Genomic DNA, 14,508 nt, shown 5'->3' with positions numbered 1-14,508 from the left:
TGTCCGGATGCGCGGACAGGCGCAGGCCGGTCACCTCCCGGTGTCGCAACCATCGGCGGCGCATGTGCCGGTGTTGTTCGCGCAGGTCCTGGACGGGCTGCAGGTGATCGAAAACGGAATCTATCTGGATGGCACGTTCGGGCGTGGCGGACACGCGCGCGGGGTGCTGCACAAACTCGGCCCAGGAGGCCGGCTGCTGGTGATGGACAAGGATCCCGAGGCGATCGCCGAAGCCGAACATGCGTTCGGCGGCGACGCGCGCGTGTCCATCTATCGCGGCAGCTTCGCCGAGCTGGGCCAGTGGGACGCTGCCGTTGCCCTGGACGGAGTGCTGTTCGACCTGGGCGTGTCCTCGCCGCAGCTGGACGTGGCCGCGCGCGGCTTCTCCTTCGGCAAGGACGGCCCGCTGGACATGCGCATGGACCCGGACGCCGGCGAGAGCGCGGCGCAGTGGCTGGCGCGCGCCGAGGAGCGCGAGATCGCCGACGCGCTGTGGACCTACGGCGAAGAGCGGCAGAGCCGGCGCATCGCCCGCGCCATCGTCGCCCGCCGCGAGAAGCAGCCGCTGACCCGCACCGCCGAACTGGCCGAGCTGATCGCTAGCGTGATGCCGCGCGGCGACAGCAAGACCCACCCGGCCACCCGCAGCTTCCAGGCCATCCGCATCCACATCAACCGCGAACTGGCCGATCTGGAAACCGGCCTGGACGCGGCGCTGGCCCGGCTCAAGCCCGGCGGCCGTCTGGCGGTGATCAGCTTCCACTCGCTGGAAGACCGCATCGTCAAGCAGTTCATGCAGCGCCACGCCAAGGCCCCGCCGAGCAACCGCCGCCTGCCCGAGGCCACGGCCTTCGTGCCGACCCTGCGCCTGCACGGCGGCGCGATCAAGGCCGACGCCGACGAACTGGCGGTGAACCCGCGCGCGCGCAGCGCGGTGTTGCGGGTGGCTGAGAAGCTGGGAATCGGGAATCGGGAATCGGGAATCGGGAAAGGCGAAAGCAAGAGCGCGCTTCCCGGGACGGAAGGTTTCCGTGTGCGGTCGACCGGCTCTTCCCCATTCCCCATTCCCGTTTCCCCATTCCCGCCGGCGCATGGCGCGCTCCACAGGAGCGCCCCATGAGCCGGCTGCTGCTGCTCGTGCTCCTCGCCTGCACCATCGCTTCGGCGATCGGGGTGGTGTACATGCGCCATCGCCATCGCCAGTTGTTCGTGGAGCTGTCGCGGCTGGAGCACAACCGCGACGAGCTGAACATCGAGTTCGGCCGGCTGCAGCTGGAGCAGGCGACCTGGGCGGAGAGCAATCGCGTCGACCAGGTCGCGCGCGAGCGGCTGGGGATGAAGTTCCCCGAGACCGGCGACATCGTGGTGGTGCGTCCGTGAACAAGAGCGGCCGCAATCGCCCCCGCAGCAACTTCAACCTGCGCGGCCGCCTGGTGCTGGTCGGCGCGGCGCTGGGCCTGTGCTCGGTGACCCTGATCGGCCGCGCGGCCTACGTGCAGCTGATCAACAGCGATTTCTACCAGCGCCAGGGCGAGGCGCGCTACCTGCGCGAACTGCCGATCGCCACCTCGCGCGGCATGATCACCGACCGCAACGGCGAGCCGCTGGCGGTGTCCACGCCGGTGGAGTCGATCTGGGTCAATCCGCAGGAACTGCTGCGCAGCCCGGACCGCATCCCGCAACTGGCGCAGGCGCTGGAGCTGCCGGTCGACGAACTCACCGCCAAGCTGTCGCAGAAGGCGGACAAGGAGTTCATGTACCTCAAGCGCCGGATCAATCCGGACAAGGCGCATGCGGTGGTCGCGCTGGGCATCCCCGGCGTGTTCTCGCAGCGCGAATTCCGCCGCTTCTACCCGCAGGGCGAAGCGATGGCGCATGTGCTGGGCTTCACCAACATCGACGACCGTGGCCAGGAAGGGCTGGAGCTGGCGTTCGATTCGTGGCTGCGCGGCAAGCCGGGCGCCAAGCGGGTGATCCGCGACCGCAAGGGCGCGATCGTCGAGAGCATCGACCTGGTCAAGCCGGCGCAGCCGGGCAAGGACCTGACCCTGAGCATCGACCGCCGCATCCAGTTCCTGGCCTACAAGGAACTGCGCAACGCGCTGGTCGAGAACAAGGCCGCCGGCGGCTCGATCGTGATCATGGACGTGGCCACCGGCGAGATCCTGGCCATGGTCAACCTGCCGACCTACAACCCCAATGCGGTCAACGGGGTCAACCCGGACGTGCGCCGCAACCGCGCGGTCACCGACCTGGTCGAGCCGGGCTCGACGATGAAGCCGCTGACCATCTCCACCGCGCTCAAGGCCGGGGTGGTGACCAAGGACACGCTGATCGACACCAACCCCGGCTACATGTCGGTGGGCCGCTTCACGATCAAGGACGTGCCGCGCAACAACGGCGTGCTGACCGTGACCGGGGTGATCACCCGCAGCTCCAACATCGGCGCGGCCAAGATCGCGGCCAAGCTGCCGGACCAGACCTTCTACGACCAGGTCCACAGCTACGGCTACGGCAGTTCCCCGCACAGCGGCTTCCCAGGCGAATCGGCCGGCGTGTTTCCGTCGCCGGCGCGCTGGAGCGGCTCGTCCAAGACCACCATGTCCTACGGCTACGGCCTGTCGGTGACGCCGCTGCAGATCGCCCGCGCCTACTGCGCGCTGGGCAACGGCGGCCGCCTGGTGACACCGACCTTCGTCAAGGGCCAGCACGAGGACAGCAAGCAGGTGCTGGACCCGGCGATCTCCAAGGAAGTGGTGGCGATGATGGAGACCGTGGTCACCCAGGGCGGCGCCAAGGGCGCGGCGATCCTGGGCTACCACGTGGCCGGCAAGACCGGCACCGCGCGCAAGGCCGGCCCCGGCGGCTACGAGCGCGGCCACTACAACGCGCTGTTCGCGGGCCTGGTGCCGGCGAGCAACCCGCGCTTCGCAACGGTCATCGTCATCAACGATCCGCAGGGCGCCAAGTACTACGGCGGCCTGGTCTCGGCGCCGGTGTTCCACAACGTGATGGAAGGCGCGCTGCGGCTGATGGACGTGCCGCCGGACGACATCCAGTCGTGGCTGGCCGCGCAAGCCGCCGGCAAGAGCGGCCACGCGCCGCCGCCGGCGCCGGTGGAGCCGGATCCGGCGACCGTGCCCGACGCCGCCGCCGAAGTCGATGCCGCGCTGCCCAGCGCGCGCGCCGTGGCGCCGCCGGCGCCGGCCGCGTTGCCGGCCCCGCTGCAGGAGACCCGCCAGTGACCCGCGCGATGTCGCTGTCGCAACTGCTGCCGGGTGTGGCGCTGCCGCACGACGTGCAGGTGTCCGGGCTGGTCATGGACAGCCGCGCGGTGCGCCCGGGCGATGCCTTCGTGGCGATCGCCGGCTTCGGTGCGCATGGCCTGGGCTTCGTCGAACAGGCGCGCGCCAACGGCGCAGTCGCGGTGCTGTACGACCCGCCGGCCCCGGCCGAGCTGCCGGCGCCGGCCGACGCGATCGCGGTGCCGGGCCTGCGCGCGCGCATGGGCGCGATGGCCGACCAGTTCCACGGCCATCCGTCGCAGACCATGACCATGGTCGGGGTCACCGGCACCAACGGCAAGACCTCCACCGTGCAACTGCTGGCGCAGGCCTGGCACCTGCTGGGCACGCGCAGCGGCAGCATCGGCACGCTCGGCGCCGGCCTGTACGGGCAGGTGCAGCCGACCGGCTTCACCACGCCGCTGGTGCTGCCGCTGCACGCGCTGCTGGCGCAGCTGCGCGACGCCGGCGCGCAGGCGGTGGCGATGGAAGTCAGCTCGCACGCGCTCGACCAGGGCCGCGTGGACGCAGTGCATTTCGACGTGGCGGTGTTCACCAATCTCACACGCGACCATCTCGACTACCACGGCGACATGGCCAGTTACGGCGCCGCCAAGGCGCGCCTGTTCGCCACGCCGGGGCTGAAGTCGGCGGTGGTCAACCTGGACGATGCGTTCGGCCGCGAGTTGCTGGGCACGCTGGATCCGGCGCTGCGCCGCATCGCGGTCAGCTCGCGCGGCCAGGATGGCGCGCAGGTGCGCGCCGAGGCGCTGCGCCTGGACGCGCGCGGCATCGGTTTCACCCTGGCGATCGGCGAGGAGCGGCATCCGCTGCAGTCGCCGTTGCTGGGCCGTTTCAACGTCGACAACCTGCTGGCCGTGGCCGGCGCGCTGCACGCGCTGGACGTGGCGCCGGTGCGCATCGCCGCCATCCTGGCGCAGCTGCAGCCGATCCGCGGGCGCATGAACCGGCTCGGCGGCGATGGTGCGCAGCCGCTGGTGGTGGTCGACTACGCACACACCCCCGACGCGCTGGAACAGGCGCTGCAGAGCCTGCGCGCGCACGCACAGGGCCGCATCACCTGCGTGTTCGGCTGCGGTGGCGAGCGCGACACCGGCAAGCGCCCGCAGATGGCGGAGATCGCGCAGCGCCTGGCCGAGCGCGTGGTGGTCACCGACGACAACCCGCGTGGCGAGGACGGCGACCGTATCGTCGCCGACATCCTGGCCGGCTTCGATGGCATGCAGGCGGTGCAGGTGCAGCGCGACCGCGCGCAGGCGATCGCCATGGCGGTCGCCGACGCCGGCGCCGAGGACATCGTGCTGATCGCCGGCAAGGGCCACGAGCCGTACCAGGAGATCGCCGGCGTGCGCCATCCGTTCGACGACACCGAGGTCGCCGCGCAGGCCCTGCGCGCGCATGCGGCGGAGGCGGCCCGATGAAGCGCCTGCCGTTGTCGATGATCGCGCACTGGGCCGGCGCCGAGCTGCACGGCGACGACGTGGCGATCGATGCGATCAGTCACGACACCCGCAGCCTGGCCGCCGGCAGCCTGTACGTGGCGCTGCGCGGCGAGCGTTTCGACGGCCACGCCTTCGTCGCCGACGCCGCCGCGCGCGGCGCCAGCGCGCTGCTGGTGGAGCGCGTGCAGCCGCAGATCGAGCTGCCGCAGATCGTCGTCGCCGACACCGAGCTGGCGCTGGCGCGGATCGCCGCCGGCATGCAGCGTGGCCGTGCCACCCGCGTGGCCGCGATCACCGGCAGCAACGGCAAGACCAGCGTCAAGGCGCTGCTGCTGGCGATCCTGCAGCATGCCTGCCGCATCGACGGCGGCAGCGTCTACGCCAATCCCGGCAACCGCAACAACGAGATCGGCCTGCCGCTGGCGGTGATCGAGGCGCCGGACGACGCCGACTACGCGATCTACGAGATGGGCGCCGGCAAGCCGGGCGACATCGCCTATCTCACCGACATCGCGCCGCCCCAGGTCTCGCTGGTCAACAACATCGCCGCTGCGCACCTGGAGCGCATGGGCAGTCTGCTCGGCGTGGCGCAGACCAAGGGCGCGATCTACACCGCGCTGCCGGCCGATGGCACCGCGGTGATCAATGCCGACGACGCCTTCGGCCTGTGGTTCGAGCAGCGCCTGGCGACCGGCGAGGCGCGGCCGCAGGTGCTGCGCTTCGGCCTGCAGCCGGGCGCCGAGGTCGGTGCCGCGCAGATCCGCATGGCCGCCGACCGTACCCAGTTCGTGCTGACCACCCCGCGCGGCGACGTCGAGGCGACGCTGCCGCTGCCGGGCCGGCACAACCTGCAGAACGCCCTGGCCGCTGCCGCGCTGGCGCTGGCGCTGGCGCTGGACGTGGCGCCGGCGCGCATCGCCGCCGGCCTGGCGCAGGTGCAGCCGGTGCCGGGCCGGCAGATCACTCACACGCTGCCCAACGGCGCGGTGCTGATCGACGACAGCTACAACGCCAACCCCGGCTCGCTGGCTGCGGCGATCGACGCTCTGGCCGCGGCCGGCGGCGAGCGCTGGCTGGTGCTGGGCGACATGCGCGAACTCGGCGCCGGCGCCGAGGCGCTGCACGCCAGCGGCGGGCGCCGCGCGCGCGATGCCGGGCTGACCCGGCTGTACGCGCTCGGCCCGCTCAGCGCTCACGCCGCGCAGGCGTTCGGCGAGAACGGCCGCGTCTTCGACAGCCATGCGGCGCTGATCGAGGCGCTGCAGCGCGATCTGGCCGCGGTGGCCGGGAATCGGGAATCGGGAGCCGGGATTCGGCAAGAGCAGGATCAAGAGCAGGAAGTGAAGCAGATGCATGAGAACACCAGCGCGCCGTCCGATGGCGCGCTCCCACGGGTCCCGGGTCCCGGGTCCCGGGTCCCGGCCACGCTCCTGATCAAGGGCTCGCGCGGCAGCGCCATGGACACCGTGGTGCGTGCGCTGCTGAACCAGGCACAGGAGGCGCCGCATGCTGCTTGAACTCGCCCGCTGGCTGCAGCAGCTCGAAAGCATGTTCGGGCTGTTCGGCTATCTGACCTTCCGCGGCATCCTCGCGGCGCTGACCTCGCTGTTCCTGTCGCTGTGGCTGGGCCCGGCGGTGATCCGCAAGCTGGCGCAGTTCAAGGGCGGCCAGCCGATCCGCCAGGACGGCCCGCAGACCCACTTCTCCAAGGCCGGCACTCCGACCATGGGCGGCTCGCTGATCCTGCTCACCGTGCTGCTGTCGGTGCTGCTGTGGGGCGACCTGCGCAACCGCTACGTGTGGCTGGTGCTGGCGGTGATGCTGGCGTTCGGCGTGATCGGCTGGTACGACGACTGGATCAAGATCGTGCGCCGCGACCCGAACGGGCTGAAGTCGCGCTGGAAGTACCTGCTGCAGTCGATCTTCGGCCTGGCCGCGGGCCTGTTCCTGTACTACACCGCCGACGTGCCGGCGGCGATCACCTTCTACATCCCGATGTTCAAGTCGATCGCGCTGCCGCTGGCCGGGATCAGCTTCGTGGCCATCGCCTACTTCTGGATCGTCGGCTTCTCCAACGCGGTCAACCTGACCGACGGCCTGGACGGCCTGGCGATCATGCCGACGGTGCTGGTGGCCTGCGCGCTGGGCGTGTTCGCCTATGCCTCGGGCAACGCGGTGTTCTCGGCCTACCTGAAGATCCCGACCATCCCCGGCGCCGGCGAGCTGATCATCATCTGCGCGGCGATCGCCGGCGCGGGCCTGGGCTTCCTGTGGTTCAACACCTACCCGGCGATGGTGTTCATGGGCGACATCGGCGCGCTGGCGCTGGGCGCGGTGCTGGGCACCATCGCGGTGATCGTGCGCCAGGAACTGGTGCTGGTGATCATGGGCGGCGTGTTCGTCATCGAGACGCTGTCGGTGATGATCCAGGTCGCCTCGTTCAAGCTCACCGGCAAGCGCGTGTTCCGCATGGCGCCGATCCACCACCACTTCGAACTGAAGGGCTGGCCGGAGCCGCGGGTGATCGTGCGCTTCTGGATCATTTCGGTGGTGCTGGTGCTGGTCGGCCTGGCCACGTTGAAGGTGCGCTGATGAACGACCCCGCCCGCCAAGCGACCCGCCTGGAGGCCATCGGTGGCCGCTACGACCCGTGGCTGCTTGGCGCCGCGGTGGCGCTGGCGTCGCTGGGCGTGGTCATGGTCGGCTCCAGCTCGATCGAGCTGACCACCAGCCCGTTCTACTACCTGAGCCGTCACCTGCTGTTCCTGGCCGGCGGTGTCGGCCTGGCGATCTGGGCGATGCGCACCGAGCTGAAGAACATCGAGCAGTACAACCAGTTGCTGCTGCTGGCCTGCTTCGGCCTGCTGCTGGTGGTGTTCGTGCCCGGGCTGGGCAGCACCGTCAACGGCGCGCGGCGCTGGATCAACCTGGGCATCTCGCGCTTCCAGACCGTGGAAGCGGTGAAGGTGCTGTACATCGTGTGGCTGTCCAGCTACCTGGTGCGTTTCCGCGACGAGGTCAACGCGACCTGGCCGGCGATGCTCAAGCCGCTGGGTGTGGCGGTGGCGCTGGTCGGCCTGCTGCTGCTGCAGCCGGACTTCGGTTCCTCCACGCTGCTGCTGGCGATCACCGCCGGCATGCTGGTGCTGGGCGGGGTGAATCTGCCGCGCATGTCGATGCCGATCGTGATCGGCCTGCCGGTGTTCGCCTTCATCGCGATCCTCGAGCCGTACCGCCTGCGCCGCATCACCTCCTTCCTCGATCCGTGGGCCGACCAGCTCGGCTCCGGCTACCAGCTGTCCAACGCGCTGATGGCGGTGGGCCGCGGCGAACTGTTCGGGGTCGGCCTGGGCGGTTCGGTGCAGAAGCTCAACTACCTGCCGGAAGCGCACACCGACTTCATCTTCTCGGTCATCGCCGAGGAACTGGGCTTCGTCGGCGTGTGCCTGATCATCTCGCTGTACGCGCTGCTGGTCGGCCGCGCGTTCTGGCTGGGCATGCGTTGCGTGGAAATGAAGCGCCACTTCTCCGGCTACATCGCCTTCGGCATCGGCCTGTGGATCAGCCTGCAGAGCTTCGTCTCGGTCGGCGTCAACCTGGGCATCCTGCCGACCAAGGGCCTGACCCTGCCGCTGATCTCCGCCGGTGGTTCCAGCGTGCTGATGACCTGCGTGGCGATGGGCCTGCTGCTGCGCGTGTCCTACGAACTCAACCGCGCCGAGCGCCAGGTGGCGCTGGTGCGCAGCGACGCGGCGATGCCGGTCAAGCAGACCGTGGACAACGCCGAGGACTTGCACGCCGCGCGCGAGGCCAGCGCCAGCGCGGTCGCCGCGGCGATCCAGGGCGGCGCCCCGGGGCGTGGCACCAGCCGCATGCAGCCGCGCGTCGAACCCACCTTCGGGAGGCTCGGATGAGCGCGGTGCAGGGCGATCGTCCGGTGATGATCCTCGCCGGCGGCACCGGCGGGCACATCTTCCCCGCGCTGGCCGTGGCCAAGGTGCTGCGCGCGCGCGGCGTGCCGGTGGTGTGGCTGGGCGCGGCCGGGCGCATGGAAACGCGGCTGGTGCCGGAGCACGGCATCGAGCTGGACACGATCGAGATCGGCGGGCTGCGCGGCAAGGGCGCGCTGGCCCTGTTCGGCGCGCCGGTGCGGGTGATGCGCGCGGTGCGCGCCGCCGGCTTCGTGCTGCGCCGGCGGGCGCCGCGCGCGGTGATCAGCTTCGGCGGCTTCGCGGCCGGTCCCGGCGGCCTGGCCGCGCGCCTGCTCAAGCTGCCGCTGCTGGTGCACGAACAGAACCGCGCGCCGGGCCTGACCAACAAGGTGCTGGCGCGGGTCGCGCGGCGCGTGCTGACCGGCTTCCCCGGCAGCTTCGCCACGCGCGAGGAAGCGGTGGGCAACCCGGTGCGCGCCGAGATCGCCGCGCTGGCGCCGCCGGCGCAGCGCCTGGCCGCGCGCCACGGCGCGCCGCGGCTGCTGGTGCTGGGCGGTAGCCAGGGCGCACGCGTGCTCAACCAGGCGCTGCCGCAGGCGCTGGCCGCGCTCGGCACGGCCGTCGAGGTGCGCCACCAGTGCGGCGAAGCGCTGCGTGAGGAAGCCGCGCGCGCCTACGCCGACGCCGGCGTCGCCGCCAGCGTCGAAGCCTTCATCGGCGACATGGCCGCGGCCTACGCCTGGGCCGACCTGGTGGTGTGCCGCGCCGGCGCCTCGACCCTGGCCGAACTGTGCGCGGTCGGCATCGGCAGCGTGCTGGTGCCGTTCGCCGCCGCCGTCGACGACCACCAGACCCGCAACGCCGAATACCTGGTCGAGCGCGGCGCCGCCGTGCTGCTGAAGCAGGACGACGCCCTGGCCGGCCGTCTGCAGCGCGTGCTGCGCGACCTGCTGGCGCAGCCGGCGCAGCGCCTGGCGATGGCCGAGGCCGCGCGCCAGCTGGCCAAGCCGGATGCGGCCGAGCGGATTGCAGACATCGTGCTCGAAGAAGCCGGGAGTCGGGATTCGGGATTGGGGATTGGCAAAAAGCAGGAGCACAAGCAGGACACCATGCAGACACCCGTACAACGTGCAGCGCTGCGGCAACCGACCGCCAGCGACACGAATCCCCAATCCCGAATCCCCAATCCCGGCACCTCCACCGGAGGTGCCCTGTGATCCGCCGTCTCCACGACACCGGCGATCTGGTCCGCGCGTTCCCGCGCGTGCACTTCGTCGGCATCGGCGGCACCGGCATGAGCGGCATCGCCGAGGTCATGCTGACCCTGGGCTATGAGGTCTCCGGTTCGGACAACGCCGACAATGCGGCGACCCGACGCCTGGTCAAGCTCGGCGCGCGGGTGATGCGCGGGCACTCGGCGGCCAACGTGCTCGGTACCGACTGCGTGGTGGTGTCCAGCGCGATCCGCGAAGACAACCCGGAACTGATGGAGGCGCGCAGCCAGCGCATTCCGATCATGCCGCGCGCGGCGATGCTGGCCGAACTGATGCGCTTCCGCCGCGGCATCGCGGTGGCCGGCACCCACGGCAAGACCACCACCACCAGCTTGGCCGCGGCGGTGCTCAGCGAAGGCGGGCTGGACCCGACCTTCGTGATCGGCGGGCAGCTGCTCGCCGCCGGCGCCAACGCCAAGCTCGGCGGCGGCCAGTGGCTGGTGGCCGAGGCCGACGAGAGCGACGGCAGCTTCCTGCGCCTGAACCCGTTGATCTCGGTCATCACCAACATCGATGCCGATCACCTGGAGAACTACGGCAACGACTTCGCCCGGGTCCAGGCGGCATTCGCCGAGTTCCTGCAGCGCCTGCCGTTCTACGGCCTGGCGGTGCTGTGCATCGACGATCCGGAAGTGGCCGCGCTGGCGGCGAAGACCCCGCGCCATGTGATGAGCTACGGGCTCAGCGAGAACGCCGACGTGCGCGCCGAGGACGTGGTGCAGGATGGTCCACGCATGCGCTTCACCCTGCGCCTCCCGGAAGGCAGCAGCATCCCGGTGACCCTGGCGCTGCCGGGCCGGCACAACGTGCTCAACGCGCTGGCCGCCGCCGCCATCGGCTGGCAGCTGGGCGTGGCGCCGGAGGCGATCGCCAGCGCGCTGCAGAGCTTCGCCGGCATCGGCCGCCGCTTCAACGACCTGGGCGAAGTGACCACCGCCGGCGGCGCGCGCGTGCGCGTGGTCGACGACTACGGCCACCACCCGCGCGAGCTGGCCGCGGTGTTCGCCGCCGCCCGCGGCGGCTGGCCGGACAAGCGCCTGGTGGTCGCGTTCCAGCCGCATCGCTACAGCCGCACCCGCGACCAGTTCGACGCCTTCGCCGCGGTGCTGTCGGAAGTGGACGCCCTGGTGCTCAGCGAGGTCTACCCGGCCGGCGAGGCGCCGATCCCGGGCGCAGACGCGCGCTCGCTGGCGCGCGCGATCCGCGCGCGCGGCCGCAGCGAACCGGTGGTGGTCGGCCAGGTCGGCGAACTCGACAGCGTGCTGCCGGACGTGCTGCAGGACGGCGACCTGCTGCTGATGATGGGCGCGGGCGACATCGGCTACGTCGCCCAGCACATCGCCCAGCACGGCTTCGCCGGCGGAGCCGACGCATGAGCGCGCAGACCCTGCCGCCGCCGCGCGTCACCGACCCGGCCGCGTTCGGCCGCGTCGCCGTGCTGCTCGGCGGCACGTCCAGCGAACGCGAGGTGTCGCTGAACTCCGGCGCCAACGTACTCGAGGCGCTGCGCAGCCGCGGCATCGACGCGCAGCCGGTGGACGGCATTCCCGCCTTGCTCGAGCGCATCCGCGCCGGCGAAGTCGATCGCGTGTTCAACATCCTGCACGGCGGCGACGGCGAGAACGGCGTGCTGCAGGGCCTGCTGCGCGCGTTGCAGGTGCCGTTCACCGGTCCAGACGTGCTCGGCAGCGCGCTGACCCTGGACAAGATCCGCACCAAGCAGGTGTGGATCGCCGCCGGCCTGCCGACCCCGGGCTTCGCCCGCATCGACGCCCAGGCCGACCTGGCAGCCGCCGCCGCCGCGCTGGGCTACCCGCTGTTCGTCAAGCCCGCCTGCGAAGGCTCCAGCGTCGGCGTGTTCCGCGTGCTGTCCGAGGCCGACCTGGCGCCGGTGCGCGCCTTCGCCGCCGACTACCGCGGCGAACTGCTGATGGAGCAGATGGTGCAGGGCGAGGAGTACACCGTCGGCATCCTCGGCGACGTCGCGCTGCCGTCGATCCGCATCGTGCCCGCCGGCGACTGGTACGACTACCACGCCAAGTACATCGCCGAGGACACCCAGTATCTGTGCCCGGGCATGCAGGGCGAGGACGAGACCCAGATCCGCCAGCTCGCGCTGCAGGCCTTCGCTGCGGCCGGCTGCAGCGGCTGGGGCCGCGTGGACGTGATGCGCGACCGCGTGCGCGGCCTGCAGCTGATCGAGGTCAACACCGCCCCGGGCATGACCAGCCACTCGCTGGTGCCCAAGGCCGCAGCGCAGCTCGGCGTGGATTTCGCCGGCCTGTGCTGGCGCATCCTGGAGCAGACGCTGTGAAGCCGGGATTGGGGATTCGGGATTGGGGATTCGCACCGTCGGCGCTTCGCGCCGCCGGCGAGTTCCGCTGCGCGCGTTGCGCCAATCCCCAATCCCCAATCCCCAATCCCGCGCACCGAAAGGTGCGCCAATGAACGCCTCCCTGCGCATCCTCGCCTGGCTGTTGGCGCTGGCCCTGGTCGCGCTGCCGATCGTGGCCGTGCTCAACGGCTGGGTCGGGGCCGAGCGCTGGCCGCTGAGCCGGCTGCAGGTGAGCGGCGACTTCAAGCGCGTGTCCGCCGAGCAGTTGCGCCAGGTGGTGCTGCCGTATGCGCGGCGCGGCTTCTTCGCGGTGCGCCTGCAGGATGCGCAGGACGCGATCGAGCGCCTGCCGTGGGTCGAGAGTGCGCGCGTGCGCAAGCGCTGGCCGGACGTGCTGGAAGTGCGCGTCGTCGAGCACCGCCCGTTCGCGCGCTGGGGTGCGGACCGCATGCTGTCCGAGCAGGGCCGCATCTTCGCCCTGCCCAACGAACTGCGCGACGTGGCGCTGCCGCATCTGGCCGGCCCGGACGCCAAGGCCGCCGACGTGGTCGCGCTGTACAACACCTCGCGCGCACTGTTCGCGCCGGTCGGCCTGCCGGTGCAGGGCGTGGCACTGGACGCGCGCGGCAGCTGGTCGCTGGCGCTGGGCAACGGCGTGCAGGTGGTGGTCGGCCGCGACGACGCGCGCGCGCGCCTGGAGCGCTTCGCCCGGGTGCTTCCGCAATTGCTGCAGCCGGGCCAGCCGCCGCTGGCGCGCGCCGATCTTCGCTACACCAACGGATTCACCGTGGCATGGGTACCCGAGAGCAAAGAGCCGAGTAAGGAGCCGGGCAAGGAGAAGAAGCCCGCGGCGCCGGCCCAGCCCGCGCGGCACGCGGCACTGGCCGACCCTCCATCCCATCGCGAGAGCCCGCTCTTCTCCCTTACCCATTCCCGATTCTCTATTCCCGGCTCCAAGACATGAACCGCAAAGGCGACAAATCCCTCATCGTTGGACTGGACATCGGCACCTCCAAGGTCGTCGCGCTGGTCGGCGAATACTCGCCCGGCAACCCGATCGAGGTGATCGGCATCGGTTCGCACGAATCGCGCGGGCTCAAGCGCGGCGTGGTGGTGGACATCGAATCCACCGTGCAGTCGATCCAGCGCGCGATCGAGGAAGCCGAGCTGATGGCCGGCTGCGAGATCCGCTCGGTGTACGCGTCGATCTCCGGCAACCACGTGCAGTGCAAGAACTCGCCGGGCATCGTCCCGATCCGCGACGGCGAGGTGACCTGGAACGACCTGGACCGCGTGCTGGAAGCGGCCAAGGCGGTGGCGATTCCGGCCGACCAGCGCATCCTCCACGCGATCCCGCGCGAGTACGTGCTGGACGATTCGCAGGAAGGGATCCGCAACCCGGTCGGCATGACCGGCGTGCGCCTGGAGGTGCACGCGCACCTGGTGGTGTGCGCGCAGTCGGCCGCGGCCAACATCAGCAAGTGCGTGCAGCGCTGCGGCCTGCAGGTGGACGACCTGATCCTGTCCTCGCTGGCGTCCTCGGTGGCGGTGCTGACCGCCGACGAGCGCGAGCTGGGCGTGGTGCTGGTGGACATGGGCGCCGGCACCACCGATCTGGCGGTGTTCGTGCAGGGCGCGATCTGCCACACCGCCTCGCTGCCGATCGCCGGCGACCACGTCACCAACGACATCGCGCACATGCTGCGCACGCCGACCCCGGAAGCCGAGCAGATCAAGGTGCGCTACGCCTGCGCGCTGGCGCAGCTGGCCACCGCCGAAGAAAGCATCCAGGTGCCCAGCGTCGGCGACCGCCCGCCGCGGCGCATGCCGCGCCATTCGCTGGCGCAAGCGGTGCAGGGCCGCTACGAGGAAATCTTCGAGATGGTGCAGGCCGAACTGCGCCGCTCCGGCTTCGAGGAACTGGTGCGCGCCGGCATGGTGCTGACCGGCGGCGCCTCGAAGATGGAAGGCGTGGTCGAACTGGCCGAGGAAATGGTGCAGATGCCGGTGCGCGTGGGCATTCCCCAGCACGTCACCGGCCTGGGCGAAGTCGTCGGCAACCCCGTGCACGCCACCGGCGTGGGCCTGCTGCTGATGGGCAGCCAGATCGAACACCCGCGCCGCCCGTCGCTGCCGACCGGCCGCGCCGGCAGCTTGTTCAAGAAATTGAAGAACTGGTATCGCGGCGAGTTTTGATGAGGCCGGGATTCGGGATTGGAG

General features: G+C 71.0%; 12 protein-coding genes. All 12 read left to right on the top strand.

Annotated elements, in window-relative coordinates; genetic code table 11:
* Positions 1-7: 7 nt before the first annotated feature.
* The 12 genes from rsmH to ftsA all read left to right on the top strand — a co-directional run bounded on the left by rsmH (position 8) and on the right by ftsA (position 14,484).
* Positions 8-1,120 carry a 16S rRNA (cytosine(1402)-N(4))-methyltransferase RsmH gene (gene rsmH, locus CEK65_RS00345; protein WP_152180405.1) on the top strand — a complete coding sequence of 371 codons (1,113 nt, stop codon included), beginning with the start codon at positions 8-10 and terminating at the stop codon, positions 1,118-1,120.
* Positions 1,117-1,380 (top strand): cell division protein FtsL, encoded by a 264-nt coding sequence (ftsL, locus tag CEK65_RS00340; RefSeq protein WP_010344441.1) that lies wholly within the window; start codon positions 1,117-1,119, stop codon positions 1,378-1,380. Before rsmH ends, ftsL begins: the two co-directional genes overlap by 4 nt.
* On the top strand, positions 1,377-3,245 hold the full coding sequence (locus tag CEK65_RS00335) for a penicillin-binding transpeptidase domain-containing protein (RefSeq protein WP_043093186.1): 1,869 nt from the start codon (positions 1,377-1,379) through the stop codon (positions 3,243-3,245). Before ftsL ends, CEK65_RS00335 begins: the two co-directional genes overlap by 4 nt.
* Positions 3,242-4,726, top strand: coding sequence for a UDP-N-acetylmuramoyl-L-alanyl-D-glutamate--2,6-diaminopimelate ligase (locus CEK65_RS00330; protein WP_152180388.1), 1,485 nt, complete (start codon positions 3,242-3,244; stop codon positions 4,724-4,726). Before CEK65_RS00335 ends, CEK65_RS00330 begins: the two co-directional genes overlap by 4 nt.
* The gene (gene murF / locus CEK65_RS00325) at positions 4,723-6,264 is read left to right on the top strand and encodes a UDP-N-acetylmuramoyl-tripeptide--D-alanyl-D-alanine ligase (protein ID WP_152180387.1); all 1,542 of its coding nucleotides are present in this window, start codon (positions 4,723-4,725) and stop codon (positions 6,262-6,264) included. The genes CEK65_RS00330 and murF overlap by 4 nt, the downstream gene beginning before the upstream one ends.
* Positions 6,254-7,339, top strand: coding sequence for a phospho-N-acetylmuramoyl-pentapeptide-transferase (gene mraY, locus CEK65_RS00320; protein ID WP_010344435.1), 1,086 nt, complete (start codon positions 6,254-6,256; stop codon positions 7,337-7,339). The genes murF and mraY overlap by 11 nt, the downstream gene beginning before the upstream one ends.
* The gene (ftsW, locus tag CEK65_RS00315) at positions 7,339-8,661 is read left to right on the top strand and encodes a putative lipid II flippase FtsW (RefSeq protein WP_043093180.1); all 1,323 of its coding nucleotides are present in this window, start codon (positions 7,339-7,341) and stop codon (positions 8,659-8,661) included. Before mraY ends, ftsW begins: the two co-directional genes overlap by 1 nt.
* Positions 8,658-9,896: an undecaprenyldiphospho-muramoylpentapeptide beta-N-acetylglucosaminyltransferase gene (gene murG, locus CEK65_RS00310; protein ID WP_152180386.1), complete on the top strand. Its 1,239-nt coding sequence runs from the start codon at positions 8,658-8,660 to the stop codon at positions 9,894-9,896. Before ftsW ends, murG begins: the two co-directional genes overlap by 4 nt.
* On the top strand, positions 9,893-11,329 hold the full coding sequence (gene murC, locus CEK65_RS00305; protein ID WP_010340124.1) for a UDP-N-acetylmuramate--L-alanine ligase: 1,437 nt from the start codon (positions 9,893-9,895) through the stop codon (positions 11,327-11,329). Before murG ends, murC begins: the two co-directional genes overlap by 4 nt.
* Entirely contained in the window at positions 11,326-12,267 is a 942-nt protein-coding gene (locus tag CEK65_RS00300; protein WP_152180385.1) for a D-alanine--D-alanine ligase, read from the top strand. Before murC ends, CEK65_RS00300 begins: the two co-directional genes overlap by 4 nt.
* Positions 12,268-12,397: 130 nt before the next feature.
* Complete coding sequence (locus CEK65_RS00295) at positions 12,398-13,252, top strand: cell division protein FtsQ/DivIB (protein WP_152180384.1); 855 nt, start codon at positions 12,398-12,400, stop codon at positions 13,250-13,252.
* A complete protein-coding gene (gene ftsA / locus CEK65_RS00290; RefSeq protein WP_010340121.1) occupies positions 13,249-14,484 on the top strand; it encodes a cell division protein FtsA in 1,236 nt (411 codons plus the stop codon). The genes CEK65_RS00295 and ftsA overlap by 4 nt, the downstream gene beginning before the upstream one ends.
* Positions 14,485-14,508: the final 24 nt, after the last annotated feature.

Source organism: Xanthomonas sp. LMG 12459 (assembly GCF_009192905.1).
Classification (GTDB): domain Bacteria; phylum Pseudomonadota; class Gammaproteobacteria; order Xanthomonadales; family Xanthomonadaceae; genus Xanthomonas_A; species Xanthomonas_A sontii.
Note: the sequence above shows the minus strand (reverse complement) of the source record. Positions and strands in the feature narration are given on the sequence as shown.

Excerpts from the sequence above, each read along its gene's own strand:
- rsmH (WP_152180405.1), top strand. The coding sequence starts at position 8 with ATGCGCGGACAGGCGCAGGCCGGTCACCTCCCGGTGTCGCAACCATCG.
- ftsL (WP_010344441.1), top strand. The coding sequence starts at position 1,117 with ATGAGCCGGCTGCTGCTGCTCGTGCTCCTCGCCTGCACCATCGCTTCG.
- murF (WP_152180387.1), top strand. The coding sequence starts at position 4,723 with ATGAAGCGCCTGCCGTTGTCGATGATCGCGCACTGGGCCGGCGCCGAG.
- mraY (WP_010344435.1), top strand. The coding sequence starts at position 6,254 with ATGCTGCTTGAACTCGCCCGCTGGCTGCAGCAGCTCGAAAGCATGTTC.
- ftsW (WP_043093180.1), top strand. The coding sequence starts at position 7,339 with ATGAACGACCCCGCCCGCCAAGCGACCCGCCTGGAGGCCATCGGTGGC.
- murG (WP_152180386.1), top strand. The coding sequence starts at position 8,658 with ATGAGCGCGGTGCAGGGCGATCGTCCGGTGATGATCCTCGCCGGCGGC.
- CEK65_RS00300 (WP_152180385.1), top strand. The coding sequence starts at position 11,326 with ATGAGCGCGCAGACCCTGCCGCCGCCGCGCGTCACCGACCCGGCCGCG.
- CEK65_RS00295 (WP_152180384.1), top strand. The coding sequence starts at position 12,398 with ATGAACGCCTCCCTGCGCATCCTCGCCTGGCTGTTGGCGCTGGCCCTG.
- ftsA (WP_010340121.1), top strand. The coding sequence starts at position 13,249 with ATGAACCGCAAAGGCGACAAATCCCTCATCGTTGGACTGGACATCGGC.